Origin of the sequence: Salinibacterium sp. ZJ70 (assembly GCF_011751865.2) — a bacterium.
Taxonomy (GTDB): Bacteria; Actinomycetota; Actinomycetes; order Actinomycetales; family Microbacteriaceae; genus Homoserinibacter.
Genome location: NZ_CP061770.1, coordinates 1,705,069 through 1,720,297, shown reverse-complemented (window position 1 = coordinate 1,720,297; position 15,229 = coordinate 1,705,069). Strand labels below are relative to the sequence as shown.

The window sequence follows — 15,229 nt, the reverse complement described above, 5'->3', positions numbered from 1 at the left end:
CGGGGGTCTGCGCATGCGACCCAACGTTTCCGCCGAGTCGTGCGTCGCGGGTCACGGCAGGCCGTGCTCGCCCGAGAACTCGGCGCGGATGTGCTCGCGGATCTCCACGAGCCACGCGTGATCCCAGAAGAAGCCGATCTTCTGCGCGATCGTGCTGTCGGCGGCGGGCCGCTCTTCGAGCACGAATGTGGTGAAGGTCTCGGCTGCGTCCTCGATGGGGTTGGTGGCGGCGTAGTCGCTCACGAAGTCGTCCTCGTGCGCGAGGTAGAAGTCGTACGCGATATCGCTGTCCGTGTTGTCGGCGGGCGGTGCGTCGTCGTAGGCGCTCCAGAACTGCTCGCGGAAGTCGGCGACGACGGCGCCGTCGACTGGGCAGCCCTCCCACAGCACGACGTCGGCGTCGCATTCGCCTTCGAGGTCGATCTGATCGGTCGAGAGGAACAGGATGTGCGCGTACTCGTGGATGAGGGTGGCGAGAAGCTCGTCGCGGTCGTCGCTCGTGGCAAGGTTGGCGCCGAGGATCCAGAGGCTCGGGTCGTCGGCCTGGGAGACGAACGCCATCGTGTCGCTCTCGGTCGAATCGCCGACGTGGTACTCGAGCATGCCTTCGGCGAGGAACTCGGTGCTCGCGATGCGCGAGAACATCTCCCAGATCTCGAGCGCGAGCCCGTCGGGCTCGGGGGAGAGGCTGCCGTCGTCGAGCACGTCGTACACGAGGACGGTGCCGAAGTCGTCGTCGTCCATCTCGCGCGCGGCGCCGGGGTTCGAGCCCGCACCCGATCCCTCGTCGGCGGATCCCCCGGGGAACGTCGACAGGACGATCGCGGTGACGACTCCCGCGACGGCGAGCACGAGGACGGACGGAATCAGAATCCAGAGCAGACGACGCACGGCGCTCAGGCTAGCGGCGCACACAACCCTCGGGGCTCGGGTAGAGTTGGCGGTTGCGGCGCAGAGTGTGGCGTCGCACGAGATCTGAATATCGGAGGCTGACGTGGACATCGACCTCGCCGTACTGCGGCTCATGGAACGCGAGCGAGAGATCCCCTTCGATGAGCTCGTGCGCATCATCGAGCAGGCGATTCTCACCGCCTATCTGAAGCACACGGGGCAGAGCCCCGAGGAGGGCGCTCGCGCCGAGCTGGACCGCAAGAACGGTCATGTGGACATCTTCGTGCCCGAGCTCGACGACGAGGGCAATGTCATCGGCGAGGCTGTCGACAGCCCCGAGGACTTCGGCCGCATCGCCGCGTTCGCTGCGAAGCAGGTCATCAACCAGCGGCTGCGCGACATCGGCGACGACAAGGTGCTCGGCGAGTTCCGCAGCCGTGAGGGCGACATCGTCGCGGGCGTCATCCAGCAGGGGCCGAACCCGCGCATGGTGCACGTCGACCTCGGCACCGTCGAGGCGATCCTCCCGCCCGAGGAGCAGGTTCCCGGCGAGGAGTACCGCCACGGTTCCCGCATCCGCGTCTACGTCACGAGTGTCGCCAAGGGCCTCAAGGGCCCGTCGATCACCGTCAGCCGCACCCACCCGGGTCTCGTGCGCAAGCTCTTCGCGCTCGAGGTGCCGGAGATCGCGGCCGGCACGGTCGAGATCGCGTCGCTTGCCCGCGAGGCCGGCCACCGCACCAAGATCGCCGTGCGCGCGACCGAGCCCGGCATCAACGCGAAGGGCGCCTGCATCGGCGAGCTCGGTGCGCGCGTGCGCGCCGTCACGAACGAGCTGAACGACGAGAAGATCGACATCGTCGACTGGTCGCCCGACCTCGCGACGTTCGTCGCGAGCGCGCTGAGCCCGGCGAAGGTGTCGAGCGCATTCGTCGTCGACGAGGCGACGAGGGCCGTGCGCGCGCTCGTCCCCGACTACCAGCTGTCGCTCGCGATCGGCAAGGAGGGCCAGAACGCCCGCCTGGCCGCAAAGCTCACCGGCGCGCGCATCGATATCCAGCCCGACTCGGTGATGGAGTCCTGACGCGACACGCGGTCAGAGGCTTTCCTCAAAGAGGGAGTAGGATGGGTCCTGTCAGAACCTGCCTGGGTTGCCGGCAGCGCGTCCCCCGATCCTCACTCATGAGGATCGTCGCGCGCGACGGACGGGTCGTAGTCGATACTGCGGCGCGACTTCCCGGCAGGGGATCATGGGTTCATCCGCACAGCGGATGCATCTCCACGGCAGTGCGGCGAGGCGCCTTCGGGCGTGCTCTGCGCACCGCCATCACCGATACGTCAGACCTCAGTGAATGGACTGAACGGCACATGGACAACTAATGAGCAACTCGAAATGAGTTCCCTCACCCTTTAGCGTCCTCTCCTGTCCGGAGGGGATCCGGAATCAGGAGAATTGTGGCCAACCCACGAGTTCACGAAGTCGCTGCCGAACTCGGCATCGACTCGAAGATCGCTCTCGACAAGCTCAAAGACATGGGCGAGTTTGTGAAGAGCGCATCCAGCAGCATCGCGCCCCCTGTGGCGCGACGCCTGAAGGCGGCCCTGCAGGCCGACGGTGTGGCCTCAGCGCCCGCCGCCGAAGCGCCCGCAGCCGCCAAGCCGAAGCCGGGCCCCAAGCCCGCCGCGGCGAAGCCCGCACCCGCGCCCGCACCGGCACCCGCCCCTGAGGCCGAGGCTCCGGCGCCCGCTCCCGCACCCGCACCCGCGGAGCAGCAGCCTGCGCCCGCAGCCGCCGCTGAGGAGCCTGCCGCCGAGCGTCCGACGCCCGGAGCCCCCGCGGCTCCGCGTCCCGCTGGCCCGGCGCCCGGTGCCCCGCGCCCCGGCAACAACCCCTACGCGCCCAGCCAGGGCATGGCGCGTCCCGGCGCTCCGCGTCCGGGGAACAACCCCTTCTCGTCGACTCAGGGCATGCCGCGTCCCGGCGGCGGCGCCATCCCGCGTCCCGCGGCACCGCGTCCCGGTGCTCCGCGTCCGGGTGCTCCGCGTCCGGGTGCTCCGCGTCCGGGTGCTCCGCGTCCGGGTGCTCCGCGTCCCGGCGCTCCGTTCCAGCAGCGCCCCGGCGGCCCCGGCCGTCCCGGCGGTGCCGGTGGTGGCGGCGGCTTCCAGCGTCCCGCTGGTGGCGGCGGCTTCGCCGGTCGTCCCGGTGGCGGCGGTGGCCGTGGCCGTGGACCCGGTGGTGGCACCGCTGGTGCCTTCGGCAAGGGCGGCGGCAAGTCGCGTGCACGTAAGTCGAAGCGGACGAAGCGCGCCGAATTCGAGATGCGGGATGCCCCGCAGCTCGGCGGCGTCAGCATCCCCCGTGGCGATGGCTCGCGTGTCATCCGCATGCGTCGTGGTGCATCGATCTCGGATCTCGCCGACAAGCTCGAGACGCTGACCGGCTTCTCGGTGCAGCCCGGAGCCCTCGTCACCGCGCTCTTCCACCTCGGTGAGATGGCGACGGCGACCGAGTCGCTCGACGAGGCGACCTTCAGGATCCTCGGTGAGGAGCTCGGCTACAACATCCAGGTCGTGAGCCCTGAGGATGAGGACAAGGAGCTCCTCGAGGGCTTCGGCCTCGACCTCGAGCAGGAGCTCGAGGACGAGTCGGACGAGGAACTCGAGATCCGTCCGCCGGTCGTCACCGTCATGGGTCACGTCGACCACGGAAAGACGAAGCTCCTCGACGCGATCCGCAAGGCGAACGTCGGTGCGGGCGAAGCCGGTGGCATCACCCAGCACATCGGTGCCTACCAGGTCTGGACCGAGCACGAGGGCATCGAGCGCGCCATCACGTTCATCGACACCCCGGGTCACGAGGCGTTCACCGCCATGCGTGCTCGTGGTGCGCAGGTCACCGACCTCGCGATCCTCGTGGTCGCCGCGGACGACGGCATCATGCCCCAGACGGTGGAGGCGCTCAACCACGCCCAGGCCGCCGGTGTGCCGATCGTCGTCGCGGTCAACAAGATCGACAAGGACGGCGCGAACCCCGCCAAGGTCCGCCAGCAGCTCACCGAATTCGGCCTCGTCGCCGAGGAGTACGGCGGCGAGACGATGTTCATCGACGTCTCGGCGCTGAACAACATCGGCATCACCGAACTGCTCGACGCCGTGCTGCTCACAGCCGACGCCGGTCTCGACCTGCGTGCGAACCCCAACAAGGACGCCCGCGGTGTCGCGATCGAAGCGAAGCTCGACAAGGGACGCGGTGCGGTTGCGACCGTGCTCATCCAGTCGGGAACGCTCCGCGTCGGAGACTCGATCGTCGCGGGCACGGCCTATGGCCGTGTGCGTGCGATGCACGACGAGAACGGCGAATCGGTCGAAGAGGCATGGCCCTCGCGTCCGGTCCAGGTTCAGGGTCTGTCGTCGGTGCCCCGCGCGGGCGACACGTTCCTCGTCACCGAGGACGACCGCATGGCTCGTCAGATCGCTGAGAAGCGCGAAGCCGTCGAGCGCAACGCTCAGCTGGCCAAGGCCCGCAAGCGCATCTCGCTCGAGGACTTCACCCGTGCACTCGAAGAGGGCAAGGTCGAGTCGCTCAACCTCATCATCAAGGGTGATGTCTCGGGTGCCGTCGAGGCCCTCGAGGAATCGCTCCTCAAGATCGAGGTCGACGACAGCGTCCAGCTGCGCATCCTGCACCGTGGTGTCGGTGCCGTCACGGAGTCGGACATCGACCTCGCGACGATCGACAACGCGATCGTCATCGGCTTCAACGTCCGCCCGGACGTCAAGGCCCGCGAGCGTGCGGCACGCGAAGGCATCGACGTGCGCTTCTACAGCGTCATCTACAACGCCCTCGATGACATCGAGGCCTCGCTCAAGGGCATGCTCAAGCCCGAGTACGAGGAGAAGCAGTCGGGTGTCGCCGAGATCCGCGAGGTGTTCCGCTCCTCCAAGTTCGGCAACATCGCCGGTGTCATCGTCCGCAGCGGAACGATCACCCGCAACTCGAAGGCGCGCGTCATCCGTGACGGCGTCGTGGTGGGAGACAACCTCGCCATCGAGTCGCTGCGTCGCTTCAAGGACGACGTCACCGAGGTCAAGACGGACTTCGAAGCCGGTATCGGCCTCGGCAAGTTCAACGACATCCAGATCGGCGACGAGATCGAGACGATCGAGATGGTCGAGAAGCCGCGCGGCTGAGTCCGCGTGCACCGGGCCCGGATCGCGTGATGCGCTCCGGGCCCGGTCCGATATCCGGCTCACGCCGGTGAAAGGAGGCGATGATGGGTGAGAACCCCCGCGCCGCGAAGCTGGCCGACCGCATCCGCGAGATCATCGCGAAGCGCCTCGAGCGGGGTCTGCGCGACCCGCGGCTCGGCTTCGTGACGATCACGGATGTTCGTGTCACGGGCGACCTGCAGCACGCGAGCGTCTTCTACACGGTCTACGGCTCCGACGAGGAGCGCGCGGATTCGGCGAAGGCGCTCAAGGCAGCGACCGGCATGCTCCGCACGGAGCTCGGTCGCAACCTCAACACGCGTCTGACGCCGTCGCTCGAGTTCATCGCGGACGCCGTGCCCGAGAACGCGATGCAGATCTCGGCGCTCCTGCGGGAAGCCGCAGAGCGCGACGAGGAGGCGCAGCGTCTCGCGCAGACCGCGCAGTACGCCGGCGACGCCGACCCGTACGTGAAGCCGCGCGAGTTCGACGAAGACGACGACGAGGACTGATCTCCTCGACGTTCGCGCCCGCACCCTGGGAATCTCCGGGGGTGCGGGCGCGTTGTCGTATCTCGTGCAGCTGTCTGTCCTCGACCTCATCCCCGTCTCCGCTCGACAGACCTCCGCGGATGCGGTCGCAGCCTCGCTGGCGCTCGTGGCGCGTGCCGAGCAGCTCGGAGTGACCCGATACTGGTTCGCCGAGCACCACAACATGCCCTCGGTCGCCTCGACCACCCCGCCTGTGCTCATCGCAGCCGCCGCATCGCGCACGTCGCGCATGCGCATCGGCTCCGGCGGTGTCATGCTGCCCAACCACGCGCCCTTCGTCGTCGCGGAGCAGTTCGCGGCGCTCGAGGCGATCGCGCCGGGACGCATCGATCTCGGCGTGGGTCGTGCGCCCGGCTCCGACGGTGTGATCACGGCGCTCCTTCGTTCGAGCGGCGCCACGAGCGATGTGGACCGCTTCCCCGATCACCTCGACGACATCCGTGCACTCGTCGGCGGGGTGGCCCGACTGTCGCTGCGCGGTCCCAGCGGCCCGCAGGAGTACGAGGTGCGGGCGACACCGGCGGCCGTCGGGGCGCCTGAGATGTGGGTGCTCGGCTCGTCCGACTACTCGGCGCACCTCGCCGCGGCGCAGGGGCTCCCGTATGTCTTCGCCCACCACTTCTCGGGGGAGGGCACCGAGCGTGCGCTCGAGATCTACCGCCGCGAGTTCCGGGCGTCGGAGGTGCTCGACTCGCCTCGCACGTTCCTGACCGTCAACGCGGTCGCGGCGCCGACCACTGACGAGGCGCTCGCGCTCGCGCAGCCGTCGCTGCAGAACATGGCGCGCCTGCGCACGGGTAAGCCGCTGCATGCCCTCGACACGGTGGAGGCGGCGGCGGCCGCACTGCCCGAGCTCGACGTCGCCTCGCGCCACGCGATCGACATGATGCTCGAGCGCTGGATCGTCGACGCACCGGACGCCGCAGCCTCCCGCATCCGCGAACTCGCGGCCCGCTTCGGGGTGGACGAGGTCATGGTGTCGCCGAGTGCGGGGATGCGCGAATCAGACCCCGTGGATCGGATGCCCGCCCGCGAGCGCACCCTGGAGCTGCTGGCCGAGCGCCTTCTCGACTGAGCGCGTGATGCGTCAGTCGACGGGAAGCGCGTAGCCGTCGCCGATGGCGACCACGAGGCGGTCGGCGAGGAGCCCCGCAAGGGCGCGCGAGCGCTGCGCATCGTCGGGCCAGAGCTCGTCGATGCGTGTTGCCGTGACAGGCAGCTCGCTCGCGCGCAGCTCGCCCATGATGCGCCCGCGCACCTCGCGATCGGATCCCGCGTACGGCTTCTGCTTGGGAGCTGCGGGGCCCGTGTAGGCCGGATATCCGGCGGCGCGCCAGGCACAGAGGTCGGCGATGGGGCACTCATCGCAGCGGGGGCTGCGCGCCGTGCACACGACCTGCCCGAGCTCCATCGCTCCCGCATTCGCGAGTCGTGCGTCCGGCGGATCTTCGGGCAGCAGCGACTCCATGAGCGCGAGCTCCTCGCGCACGCGTGCGGGCCCCGGTTCGCCCACACCCCGAACCGCGCGGGCGAGTACCCGGCGCACGTTGATGTCGACCACGGGGGTGCGCACGCCGTAGGCGAAAGCGGCCACGGCGCGCGCTGTGTACGGCCCGACGCCCGGGAGCGCGAGCAGCGCGTCGACATCCGCAGGCACCTCGCCGCCGTGCTGCTCTGTGATCGCGGTGGCGGCGGCGTGCAGGTTGAGGGCACGGCGCGGATAGCCGAGTCGATCCCATGCGCGCACCGCCTCGCCCGGCGGCACCGCCGCGAGATCGGCGGGCGTCGGCCACCGCGCGAGCCATTCCTCCAGCCGCGGGATCACGCGCGCGACGGGCGTCTGCTGCAGCATGAACTCCGAGACGAGCACACCCCACGCGGGGAAACCCGGCGCGCGCCAGGGGAGCGGGCGATGTCCGGCGGCGAACCATTCGGCGATGCGCCTTCCGAGATCCGTCACCCCACCACGCTACGGCGTTCAGGCCTACCCTGGGGTCATGACGGATGACCTCGTGCGCCTCGCCTCGGACCTCGTCGACGAGTTCCGACACAACTACCCGCACGGCCGCACGACCTTCGCGGTCGACGCGCTGCCGGGCGACGACGTCATGCCGCTCGTCGAAGCCGTCGCCGAAGAGTTCGAGGCGAGAGGTCTCGCGGTCTCGCGCATCGGGATCCCGGACGACCGGTCCGCAGACGCGTTCCTCGCACTCATCCTGCCCGCGTTCCGCACCGATGCCGACATGCCTGCGGATGCGGTTCTCGTGGCACACGGCACGGGACTGCATGCGCCGGGGATCGTCGACGTGTGGAGCATCTCGGTGTGGGCGACCTCGACGACCGATCCCGACCCCGACGACCCTCAGCTGCGTCGCTACCTGCGCGAGGTCGACCCGCCGCGTCGATCCGACGTGATCATCGATGTATCCGACCCGCTGCATCCGGTGCGGCGCTTCGCCGATTGGTGCGCCGTGCCGCGGCGCCGCTGAACGACTCCCAGCCGCGCACGCTCAGGCGGGGATGCGCAGCATGACCTCGGCGGGGGAGAGATACTCGCGCGTGCCCTCCACCTCGTGCACGAGCGCGACGATCGCGGCGTTGATGGGCGCCTCGATTCCGGCCTCGGCCGCTGCCGCGACGACCGCGCCGTTCAGGAAGTCGATCTCGGTGAGCTGACCGCGGCGCATGCTCTGCAGCGTCGACCCCGGATTGGGCACGGCCCCGAGCCGCTTCGCGAGAACCCGCGGGAAGAGCTGGCCGACTGAGAGCGGCAGACGCCCGACGAGGCCGAGCACGGCGCCCGAGACTCCGTTGACACGCACGAAGCGCACGCCGATGCCCTCGGCGATCCGCACCGTCTCGCGCATGCTCGCGGTCATGATCCGCCGGAGTCCGCGATGTGCGATGACCTCCTGCACCGACATCCCTGTGATCGCGGGCAGCGCATTGACGTGGTTGATGAGGAGCTTCGTCCACTGGGCGCCCGTGATGTCGTCGGTGCGCTCGATGGGGAACGCGTCGCCGAGCACCCCCGCGATGCGCTCGAACAGCTCGCGATCGCATCCGGGGCCCGCGCCGAGGAGGGTGGGGAGCGCCGCTGTGACGGTCACGCGCCCGGGTTCGAGGTGCGAGGCCGCGAAGAGCGCGAGCCCACCCAGAAGCGGCGACGCTGGCAGCTCCTCGTGAGCCACCCGCAGGCCGCCGAGGCCGTTCTGCACGGTGAGCACGGGCACGCCGTCGAGGCGCACGGCGTTCGCCGCGAGAGCGGTGGCCGCATCGTGCACCTTCGTCGCGATGATCGCGAGGTCGGGACGCGCGGTGAGCAGCGGGTTCGCCCGCAGTCGGACGATGTGGTCGCCCCAGGCACCGTCGAAGCGCAGGCCGTTCGCACGGATCTGGTCGAGGTGGGCCCCGCGAGCGGTGATCTCCACATCGTGCCCCTTGAGCGCGAGCAGCGCCGCCAGGGTGCCGCCGACCGCTCCCGCCCCGATGACGCCGATTCGCATGCGACGAGCCTACGTCGGCGGGACGGCCCGGATCGTCTCGATAGACTTCCAGGGATGACCAGCGGACTCCTGCTCGTCGACAAGCCCCAGGGCGTCACGAGCCACGATGTCGTGGCGCGCGCCCGACGGCTTCTCGGCACCCGGAAAGTGGGGCACGCCGGAACTCTCGACCCGATGGCGACGGGGCTCCTGCTCCTCGGGGTCGACAGCTCCACGAGGCTGCTCACCTATCTGGTGGGCCTCGACAAGGAGTACACCGCCACGATCCGCCTCGGTGTCGCGACCGATACCGACGATGCCGAGGGTGCGACGATCGCCGTCGCCGACGCATCGCACGTCGGCGAGGACGCGATCCGTGCGGGCATCGATGCGCTCACCGGCCCCATCGAGCAGGTGCCGAGCTCCTTCAGTGCCATCAAGATCGACGGGCGGCGCGCGTACGATCTCGCGCGATCGGGTGATGAGGTCGTGCTCACCGCGCGCCCCGTGACCATCCGCGCCTTCGACATCCTCGACATCCGTCGCGAAGGCGAGACGATGGACGTGGACGTGCGCGTCGCCTGCAGCTCCGGCACCTACATCCGCGCCCTCGCCCGCGACCTCGGCGCCTCCCTCGGCGTCGGCGGGCATCTCACGGCGCTGCGCCGCACCCTCGTCGGACCGTTCGCGGTGACCGACGGCGCGGTGCTGCCCGACCCGCGCAATGAGCCCGAGGCTGCTGCGGCGTTCGACGGGGAGTCCCGTCTGCTCGCACCGGCCGAGGTCGCCGGGCGCCTCTTCCCGACCATCTCGCTCACCGACGAGCAGACGACGGACATCGCGCACGGCAAGCGGATCGAAATCGATCACCCCGACGTCGACCTCGCTGCGGCCGTCACCCCGACCGGGCGCCTCGCCGCCCTCATCGAGATGCGACGCGGGCGTGCGCGCGTGCTGCTCGGTCTTCCCACCCAGGAGGTTCTCTCGTGATCGTCGAGTTCACCGTCGTCCAGATGGTCGTCGCGGTCGTGGCTGGCCTGCTTGCGATCATCCTGGGGCTCGCGAAGCGTCCGCCGAACGACATCACGGTGCTGTCGCTCGTGCTCGTCGAGCTGCTGCTCATCGCGCAGGTGGTCGTGATGATCGCCGCTCCCGGTGCCGGCAACCCGCCCACCGGCAACCCGCTCGAGGCGTGGATGTACCTCATCGCGGCGGTGCTCATCCCGCCGCTCGCGATCTTCTGGGCGCTCGTCGAGCGCAACCGCTGGTCGAACGTGGTGCTCGGCACCGCTGCTCTCGCGATCGCGGTGATGCTGTGGCGCCTGCAGCAGATCTGGACCGTCCAGCTCGGCTGACGCGGGGCGACGTCACGGCGGAGCGTCCCGTTCCCGCGCGATAGTCTGGAAGGCGATGTCCGCAACCCGAACCACTCATGCCCGCGGTGCCGGCCGCGTGCTCGTCGCCGTCTACGGCATCCTCGCGTTCGCGGCCCTCGGCCGGTCGATGTTCCAGATCATCGACCGCTTCGACGAGTCGCCGATCGCCTACAGCCTGTCGGCCGTCGCCGCCGTCGTGTACGTCGCCGCGACGCTCGCGCTCGCCTTCGGGTGGACGCGCGTCGCGTGGGCCACGATCACCTTCGAGCTCGTCGGTGTTCTCGTCATCGGCTCGGTCTCGGTCTTCGCCCCAGCGCTCCTCGGGCTCGAAGGCGCGAGCGCGTTCGGCGGGCAGTCGACCGTATGGAGCGTGTTCGGGGCCGGGTACCTGTTCATCCCGCTCGTTCTTCCTGTGCTCGGCATCGTGTGGCTGCGCCACCTCCAGAAGACGGCCGCCGCGGTCTGATGGAGTTCTTCGACGGGCTGGGAGCTGTTCCGGACGGATGGGGGCCGAGCGTCATCACCGTCGGGAAGTTCGATGGTGTGCATCGCGGTCATCGCGCCGTGCTCGCCCAACTCGTCGAGGTGGCGCGTGAGCGCGGCCTCTCCTCCGCGGTCGTCACCTTCGACCGGCACCCGCTGACGGTCCTCAACCCCGCCATCGCGCCGTCGTCGGTCGTGAGCGTCCAACAGCAGCGCGAGCTGCTCGAGCAGTCGGGTGTCGATGCGACCCTCATGCTGTGCTTCGATCGCGAGCTCGCCGATCTCGAGCCGGAGGAGTTCGTGCGTCGGGTGCTCATCGAGCGACTCGGCGCACGCGTTGTGCTCGCAGGCTCCGATTTCCGCTTCGGACGCAAGGGCGCGGGGGATATCGCCCTGCTGCGTCGCATGCCCGACATCGAGGTCGTGCTCATCGACGATGTGCGGGCGGATGCCGCCGCGGTGGGCGAGGGTGAGCGTCGCGCGTCGTCGACGTGGGTGCGCGAGGCGCTCGGCGACGGACGCGTGGCTGAGGCGGCGCGCATCCTGGGCCGCCCGCACACGGTGCGCTCGGTCGTGATCCACGGCGAGAAGCGGGGGCGGGAACTCGGCTACCCCACAGCGAACCTGGACCCGCGTCGCCTGGAAGGGCTCCTGCCTGCAGACGGCGTGTACGCCGCGTGGGCGACCATCGACGGCGTGCGGCACCCGGCGGCCGTGTCGATCGGCAACAACCCGACATTCGACGGGGTCCCTCAGCATCAGGCCGAGGCGCACCTGCTGGATGTCGATCTGGATCTCTACGACCGCGAGATCGAGCTCGCATTCGTCGACTACGTGCGAGGGATGGAGAAGTTCGACTCCCTCGATGAGCTCATCGCGGCGATCCGCGCCGACGCCGACGCGGCGCGGCGCATCCTCTCCGAGGCGCTGTGACCGAACGCGTGTGGAGCGGACGCCTCGCAGCGTTCATCGGCATCCTGCTCATCGCGCTCAGTCTCCGCACCCCTGTCGCCGCGCTGTCGCCGATCCTCGACCAGATCGGCGGCGAGATCGCGCTGGATCCGGTGGTGCTGGGTCTCATCGGCGCCGCGCCTCCTGTGGCGTTCGCGGCGAGCGGGTTCCTGGCGCCGTGGCTCGCGCGGCGGTTCGGCCTCGAACGCACGGTGTTCGCATCGCTCGTGACCATGGTCGTCGGGCATCTCGGCCGCGCGCTCGTCGGCGACTCGACCGCGCTCGCCGTCACGACGCTCGTGACGCTCGCGGGTGTCGGCGTGGGCAACGTGCTGCTGCCGTCGCTTGTGCGTCGCTACTTCCCGGATCGCATCGGTCTGCTCACAGCGCTGTACGCGGCGGTCCTGTCGATCTCCACGGCGGCGCCCGCGCTCCTCGCTGTGCCCGTCGCGGACGCACTCGGATGGCGCTGGTCGCTCGGCATCTGGGTGATCATCGCGCTCATCGCCGCTGTTCCGTGGATCGCGGCACTGCGGACAGGGGCCGAATCGGGCACGGGTGTGATGGCGGCGACGGGGGTCACCCGCATGGCGCGCTCGCGTACCGCGTGGGCGCTCGGCGTGATCTTCGGAATCTCGAGCTTCACCGCGTATGCCGGGTTCGCATGGCTTCCGTCGATCGTGATCGACCGAGCGGGCGTCGACCCCGCGACGGCGGGTCAGATTCTCGCGATCTTCGCGATCATGGGCCTGCCCTCGGCGATCCTCGTTCCCATCCTCGCGTCGCGCCGTCCCCGCGCTGTACCCGCGATGGTGATGCTGGGTGCCGTGTTCTTCACGACGGGTGCGCTGGGTCTCCTGCTGGCGCCGGCGTTCCTGCCGTGGGTGTGGGCGGCATCGAGCGGGCTCGGGTGCCTGCTGTTCCCACTCGCGCTCGTCCTCATCAATCTGCGATCGAGGACCCCGTCGACGACCGTCGCACTCTCGGGGTTCGTGCAGACCGTGGGCTACATCCTCGGGGCGATCGGCCCGTTCGCGCTGGGCGTGCTGCACGACGTGACGGGGGACTGGGATGTGCCGCTCGCCGTCATGCTCGCGATGTCGATCCTCCTTCTGCCAGCCGCCGCGTGGCTCGCGCGCGAGCGGTTCGTCGACGACGAGCTCTGACTCGCTGAGGCGTGCGCCGTCCGGCGGGTGCCGCGTTCAGGCGACCGCAATGTGACTGTCCGTCGCACGGCAACCGCTTGAGCATACGAGCGCTCATCTGCTGCTCATATGAGCACAGACTTACTCAAACGGTGCAACGCGCCTGAGCGCGAGGTACCGTCGACGGAGGAGGACCGATGGACCACGAGCTGCTGTCTGTGCGTGTCGCCGAGCTCTACTACGACGAGAACAAGACGCAGGATGAGATCGGTGCGCTGCTGGGCATCTCCCGCTGGAAAGCGGGGCGCATGCTGACGCAGGCGCGCGAGCGCGGCATCGTCCGCATCGAGATCGTGCACCCCCGCGCGCGCCGGCTCACCACCGAGCGCGAGCTGCGCGAGCGTTTCGGCCTCTCGGATGCCGTCGTCGTCCCCAACCCGGACTCCGAGACGGCTGTGCACGGCCGCGTCGCGCAGGCAGCCGCCGACTACCTCACGAGCCTGCGACCGGTACCGCGTGTGCTCGGCGTGAGCTGGGGTCGCACACTCACCGAGGTCGCCGACCGCCTGCCCGACGGTTGGGCGAACGGCGTCACCAGATCAACGGCGGGGTCAGTCTCAATCGTCGGCCAGGCACCGCGGCGACGCTCGCCTCGACGATCGCCCAGCGCGGACGCGGCCACGTGCTGCTGCTGCCGAGCCCGGCGATCCTCGAACGCCTCGCTACCAAGCAGGCGATCGAGTCGGACCGCACCGTCGCCGAGGTGCTCGCACGAGCGGCTGGCGCGAACGCCTACCTGTTCAGCGCGGGAGTCGGCGACGAGAAGTCGGCGCTCGTCGAGAGCGGCTACCTGCAGCCGGAGGATGTCAGCGAACTCGCCCGCAAGGGCGCCATCGGCGACGTCGTCGGCCGATACATCGATGCCAACGGCAACATCGTCGATCCCGCGCTCGATGAGCGTACGGTGGGGATCAGCCTCGAACGGCTGCGTGCGGCGAGCACCTCGATCTTCGTGGTCGCCGGTGCAGCGAAACATGACATCGCACGAGCCGTCGTGATGAGCGGTCTGTGCACCGTTCTCATCACCGACGAATCGACAGCTCGAGCACTTCTGGAGGATTCATGACCATGCAGCCGCACGCGCTGGCTCCCGCCGAGCGCGCCGTCCGCCTCCTCGGCGGCGATCTGACGGAGCGCAGCCTCCGCCAGCATCTCGAGGGCCTGAGCGGCGTCGATGCCGTCGGTCTCGAGCAGCGCGCAGCCGGTCTCGGCACACGCTCCATCAAGACCACCTCGAAGGCGTGGGCGCTCGATCGCATCATCGAGCTCATCGACCTCACGACGCTCGAAGGCGCCGACACCCCCGGCAAGGTGCGCTCGCTCGTCGCGAAGGCCATGGTTCCGGACTCGTCCGATCTCTCCACGCCCCGCGTGGCCGCGGTCTGCGTCTACAACGACATGGTCGGACACGCCGTCGACGCCCTCGGATCCCTGCACGGCGATCCGGATGACGGCCTCATCTCGGTGGCGGCCGTCTCGACCGCCTTCCCGTCGGGTCGCGCTTCGCTGCCCGTGAAGCTCATCGACACGCGCGACGCGGTCGAGGCCGGCGCCGACGAGATCGACATGGTCATCGATCGCGGCGCGTTCCTCGCAGGGAACTACGGCAAGGTCTTCGAGGAGATCGTGGCCGTGAAGGAAGCCTGCCGCCGTGCCGACGGCAGCTTCGCGAGCCTCAAGGTCATCCTCGAGACGGGCGAACTGAACACCTACGACAACGTGCGCCGCGCCTCCTGGCTCGCGATCCTCGCGGGCGGCGACTTCATCAAGACGTCCACCGGCAAGGTGTCGCCCGCTGCGACACTGCCCGTCACACTGCTCATGCTCGAGGCCGTGCGCGACTGGCACCGCCTCACCGGCGAGTATGTGGGCGTCAAGCCCGCGGGCGGCATCCGCACCTCCAAAGATGCGGTCAAGTACCTCGTCACGGTCGCCGAGACGGTGGGGGAGCAGTGGCTGCAGCCGCACCTCTTCCGCTTCGGCGCGTCCAGCCTGCTCAACGACGTTCTGCTGCAGCGTCAGAAGCTCCGCACCGGCCACTACTCCGGCCCCGACTACGTCACGATCGACTGAGGACC

The 15,229-nt window shown here is 69.5% G+C and carries 16 protein-coding genes and 1 pseudogene; 14 read left to right on the top strand and 3 right to left on the bottom strand.

Annotation, left to right across the window (positions count from 1 at the left end):
- Positions 1-51: 51 nt before the first annotated feature.
- A complete protein-coding gene (locus HCR12_RS08145) occupies positions 52-891 on the bottom strand; it encodes an NADH:ubiquinone oxidoreductase subunit 4 (chain M) (protein ID WP_166865113.1) in 840 nt (279 codons plus the stop codon).
- Positions 892-994: 103 nt separating this feature from the next.
- Here HCR12_RS08145 and nusA point away from each other — a divergent pair, with 103 nt between their 5' ends.
- The 5 genes from nusA to HCR12_RS08120 all read left to right on the top strand — a co-directional run bounded on the left by nusA (position 995) and on the right by HCR12_RS08120 (position 6,726).
- Positions 995-1,975, top strand: coding sequence for a transcription termination factor NusA (nusA, locus tag HCR12_RS08140; RefSeq protein WP_166865110.1), 981 nt, complete (start codon positions 995-997; stop codon positions 1,973-1,975).
- Between the two features lie 41 nt (positions 1,976-2,016).
- A complete protein-coding gene (locus tag HCR12_RS08135; protein WP_166865107.1) occupies positions 2,017-2,271 on the top strand; it encodes a YlxR family protein in 255 nt (84 codons plus the stop codon).
- 75 nt (positions 2,272-2,346) lie between these two features.
- Positions 2,347-5,082: a translation initiation factor IF-2 gene (infB, locus tag HCR12_RS08130; RefSeq protein ID WP_166865104.1), complete on the top strand. Its 2,736-nt coding sequence runs from the start codon at positions 2,347-2,349 to the stop codon at positions 5,080-5,082.
- Positions 5,083-5,162: 80 nt separating this feature from the next.
- Positions 5,163-5,612: a 30S ribosome-binding factor RbfA gene (gene rbfA, locus HCR12_RS08125; protein ID WP_370589302.1), complete on the top strand. Its 450-nt coding sequence runs from the start codon at positions 5,163-5,165 to the stop codon at positions 5,610-5,612.
- A gap of 64 nt (positions 5,613-5,676) precedes the next feature.
- On the top strand, positions 5,677-6,726 hold the full coding sequence (locus tag HCR12_RS08120; protein WP_224763345.1) for an LLM class flavin-dependent oxidoreductase: 1,050 nt from the start codon (positions 5,677-5,679) through the stop codon (positions 6,724-6,726).
- 12 nt (positions 6,727-6,738) lie between these two features.
- Here the strand turns inward: HCR12_RS08120 and HCR12_RS08115 are convergent, their stop codons facing one another.
- Positions 6,739-7,611 carry an HhH-GPD family protein gene (locus HCR12_RS08115; RefSeq protein WP_224763343.1) on the bottom strand — a complete coding sequence of 291 codons (873 nt, stop codon included), beginning with the start codon at positions 7,609-7,611 and terminating at the stop codon, positions 6,739-6,741.
- A gap of 37 nt (positions 7,612-7,648) precedes the next feature.
- On the opposite strand from HCR12_RS08115, the gene HCR12_RS08110 reads away from it, so the two are divergent.
- Entirely contained in the window at positions 7,649-8,140 is a 492-nt protein-coding gene (locus tag HCR12_RS08110; RefSeq protein WP_166865094.1) for a nucleoside/nucleotide kinase family protein, read from the top strand.
- A gap of 21 nt (positions 8,141-8,161) precedes the next feature.
- On the opposite strand, the gene HCR12_RS08105 is transcribed toward HCR12_RS08110, so the two are convergent.
- On the bottom strand, positions 8,162-9,157 hold the full coding sequence (locus HCR12_RS08105) for a ketopantoate reductase family protein (protein WP_166865091.1): 996 nt from the start codon (positions 9,155-9,157) through the stop codon (positions 8,162-8,164).
- 54 nt (positions 9,158-9,211) lie between these two features.
- Between HCR12_RS08105 and truB the strand changes: the two genes are divergently transcribed.
- The 8 genes and pseudogenes from truB (at position 9,212) to deoC (ending at position 15,224) form a co-directional block, all read left to right on the top strand.
- On the top strand, positions 9,212-10,126 hold the full coding sequence (truB, locus tag HCR12_RS08100; protein ID WP_166865088.1) for a tRNA pseudouridine(55) synthase TruB: 915 nt from the start codon (positions 9,212-9,214) through the stop codon (positions 10,124-10,126).
- A complete protein-coding gene (locus tag HCR12_RS08095; RefSeq protein ID WP_166865085.1) occupies positions 10,123-10,491 on the top strand; it encodes a hypothetical protein in 369 nt (122 codons plus the stop codon). The genes truB and HCR12_RS08095 overlap by 4 nt, the downstream gene beginning before the upstream one ends.
- Before the next feature lie 55 nt (positions 10,492-10,546).
- Entirely contained in the window at positions 10,547-10,978 is a 432-nt protein-coding gene (locus HCR12_RS08090) for a hypothetical protein (RefSeq protein ID WP_166865082.1), read from the top strand.
- The gene (locus HCR12_RS08085; RefSeq protein WP_166865077.1) at positions 10,978-11,928 is read left to right on the top strand and encodes a bifunctional riboflavin kinase/FAD synthetase; all 951 of its coding nucleotides are present in this window, start codon (positions 10,978-10,980) and stop codon (positions 11,926-11,928) included. Before HCR12_RS08090 ends, HCR12_RS08085 begins: the two co-directional genes overlap by 1 nt.
- Complete coding sequence (locus tag HCR12_RS08080) at positions 11,925-13,112, top strand: MFS transporter (RefSeq protein WP_166865074.1); 1,188 nt, start codon at positions 11,925-11,927, stop codon at positions 13,110-13,112. Before HCR12_RS08085 ends, HCR12_RS08080 begins: the two co-directional genes overlap by 4 nt.
- Positions 13,113-13,288: 176 nt before the next feature.
- Positions 13,289-13,606: pseudogene (locus HCR12_RS13760) on the top strand (sugar-binding transcriptional regulator); the annotation flags it as partial.
- 62 nt (positions 13,607-13,668) lie between these two features.
- The gene (locus HCR12_RS08075) at positions 13,669-14,217 is read left to right on the top strand and encodes a sugar-binding domain-containing protein (protein WP_255429661.1); all 549 of its coding nucleotides are present in this window, start codon (positions 13,669-13,671) and stop codon (positions 14,215-14,217) included.
- A complete protein-coding gene (gene deoC / locus HCR12_RS08070; protein ID WP_166865071.1) occupies positions 14,214-15,224 on the top strand; it encodes a deoxyribose-phosphate aldolase in 1,011 nt (336 codons plus the stop codon). Before HCR12_RS08075 ends, deoC begins: the two co-directional genes overlap by 4 nt.
- The last annotated feature ends 5 nt before the right edge of the window (positions 15,225-15,229 follow it).

Excerpts from the sequence above, each read along its gene's own strand:
- truB (WP_166865088.1), top strand. The coding sequence starts at position 9,212 with ATGACCAGCGGACTCCTGCTCGTCGACAAGCCCCAGGGCGTCACGAGC.
- deoC (WP_166865071.1), top strand. The coding sequence starts at position 14,214 with ATGACCATGCAGCCGCACGCGCTGGCTCCCGCCGAGCGCGCCGTCCGC.
- rbfA (WP_370589302.1), top strand. The coding sequence starts at position 5,163 with ATGATGGGTGAGAACCCCCGCGCCGCGAAGCTGGCCGACCGCATCCGC.
- HCR12_RS08110 (WP_166865094.1), top strand. The coding sequence starts at position 7,649 with ATGACGGATGACCTCGTGCGCCTCGCCTCGGACCTCGTCGACGAGTTC.
- HCR12_RS08135 (WP_166865107.1), top strand. The coding sequence starts at position 2,017 with ATGGGTCCTGTCAGAACCTGCCTGGGTTGCCGGCAGCGCGTCCCCCGA.
- HCR12_RS08105 (WP_166865091.1), bottom strand. The coding sequence starts at position 9,157 with ATGCGAATCGGCGTCATCGGGGCGGGAGCGGTCGGCGGCACCCTGGCG.
- HCR12_RS08085 (WP_166865077.1), top strand. The coding sequence starts at position 10,978 with ATGGAGTTCTTCGACGGGCTGGGAGCTGTTCCGGACGGATGGGGGCCG.
- HCR12_RS08090 (WP_166865082.1), top strand. The coding sequence starts at position 10,547 with ATGTCCGCAACCCGAACCACTCATGCCCGCGGTGCCGGCCGCGTGCTC.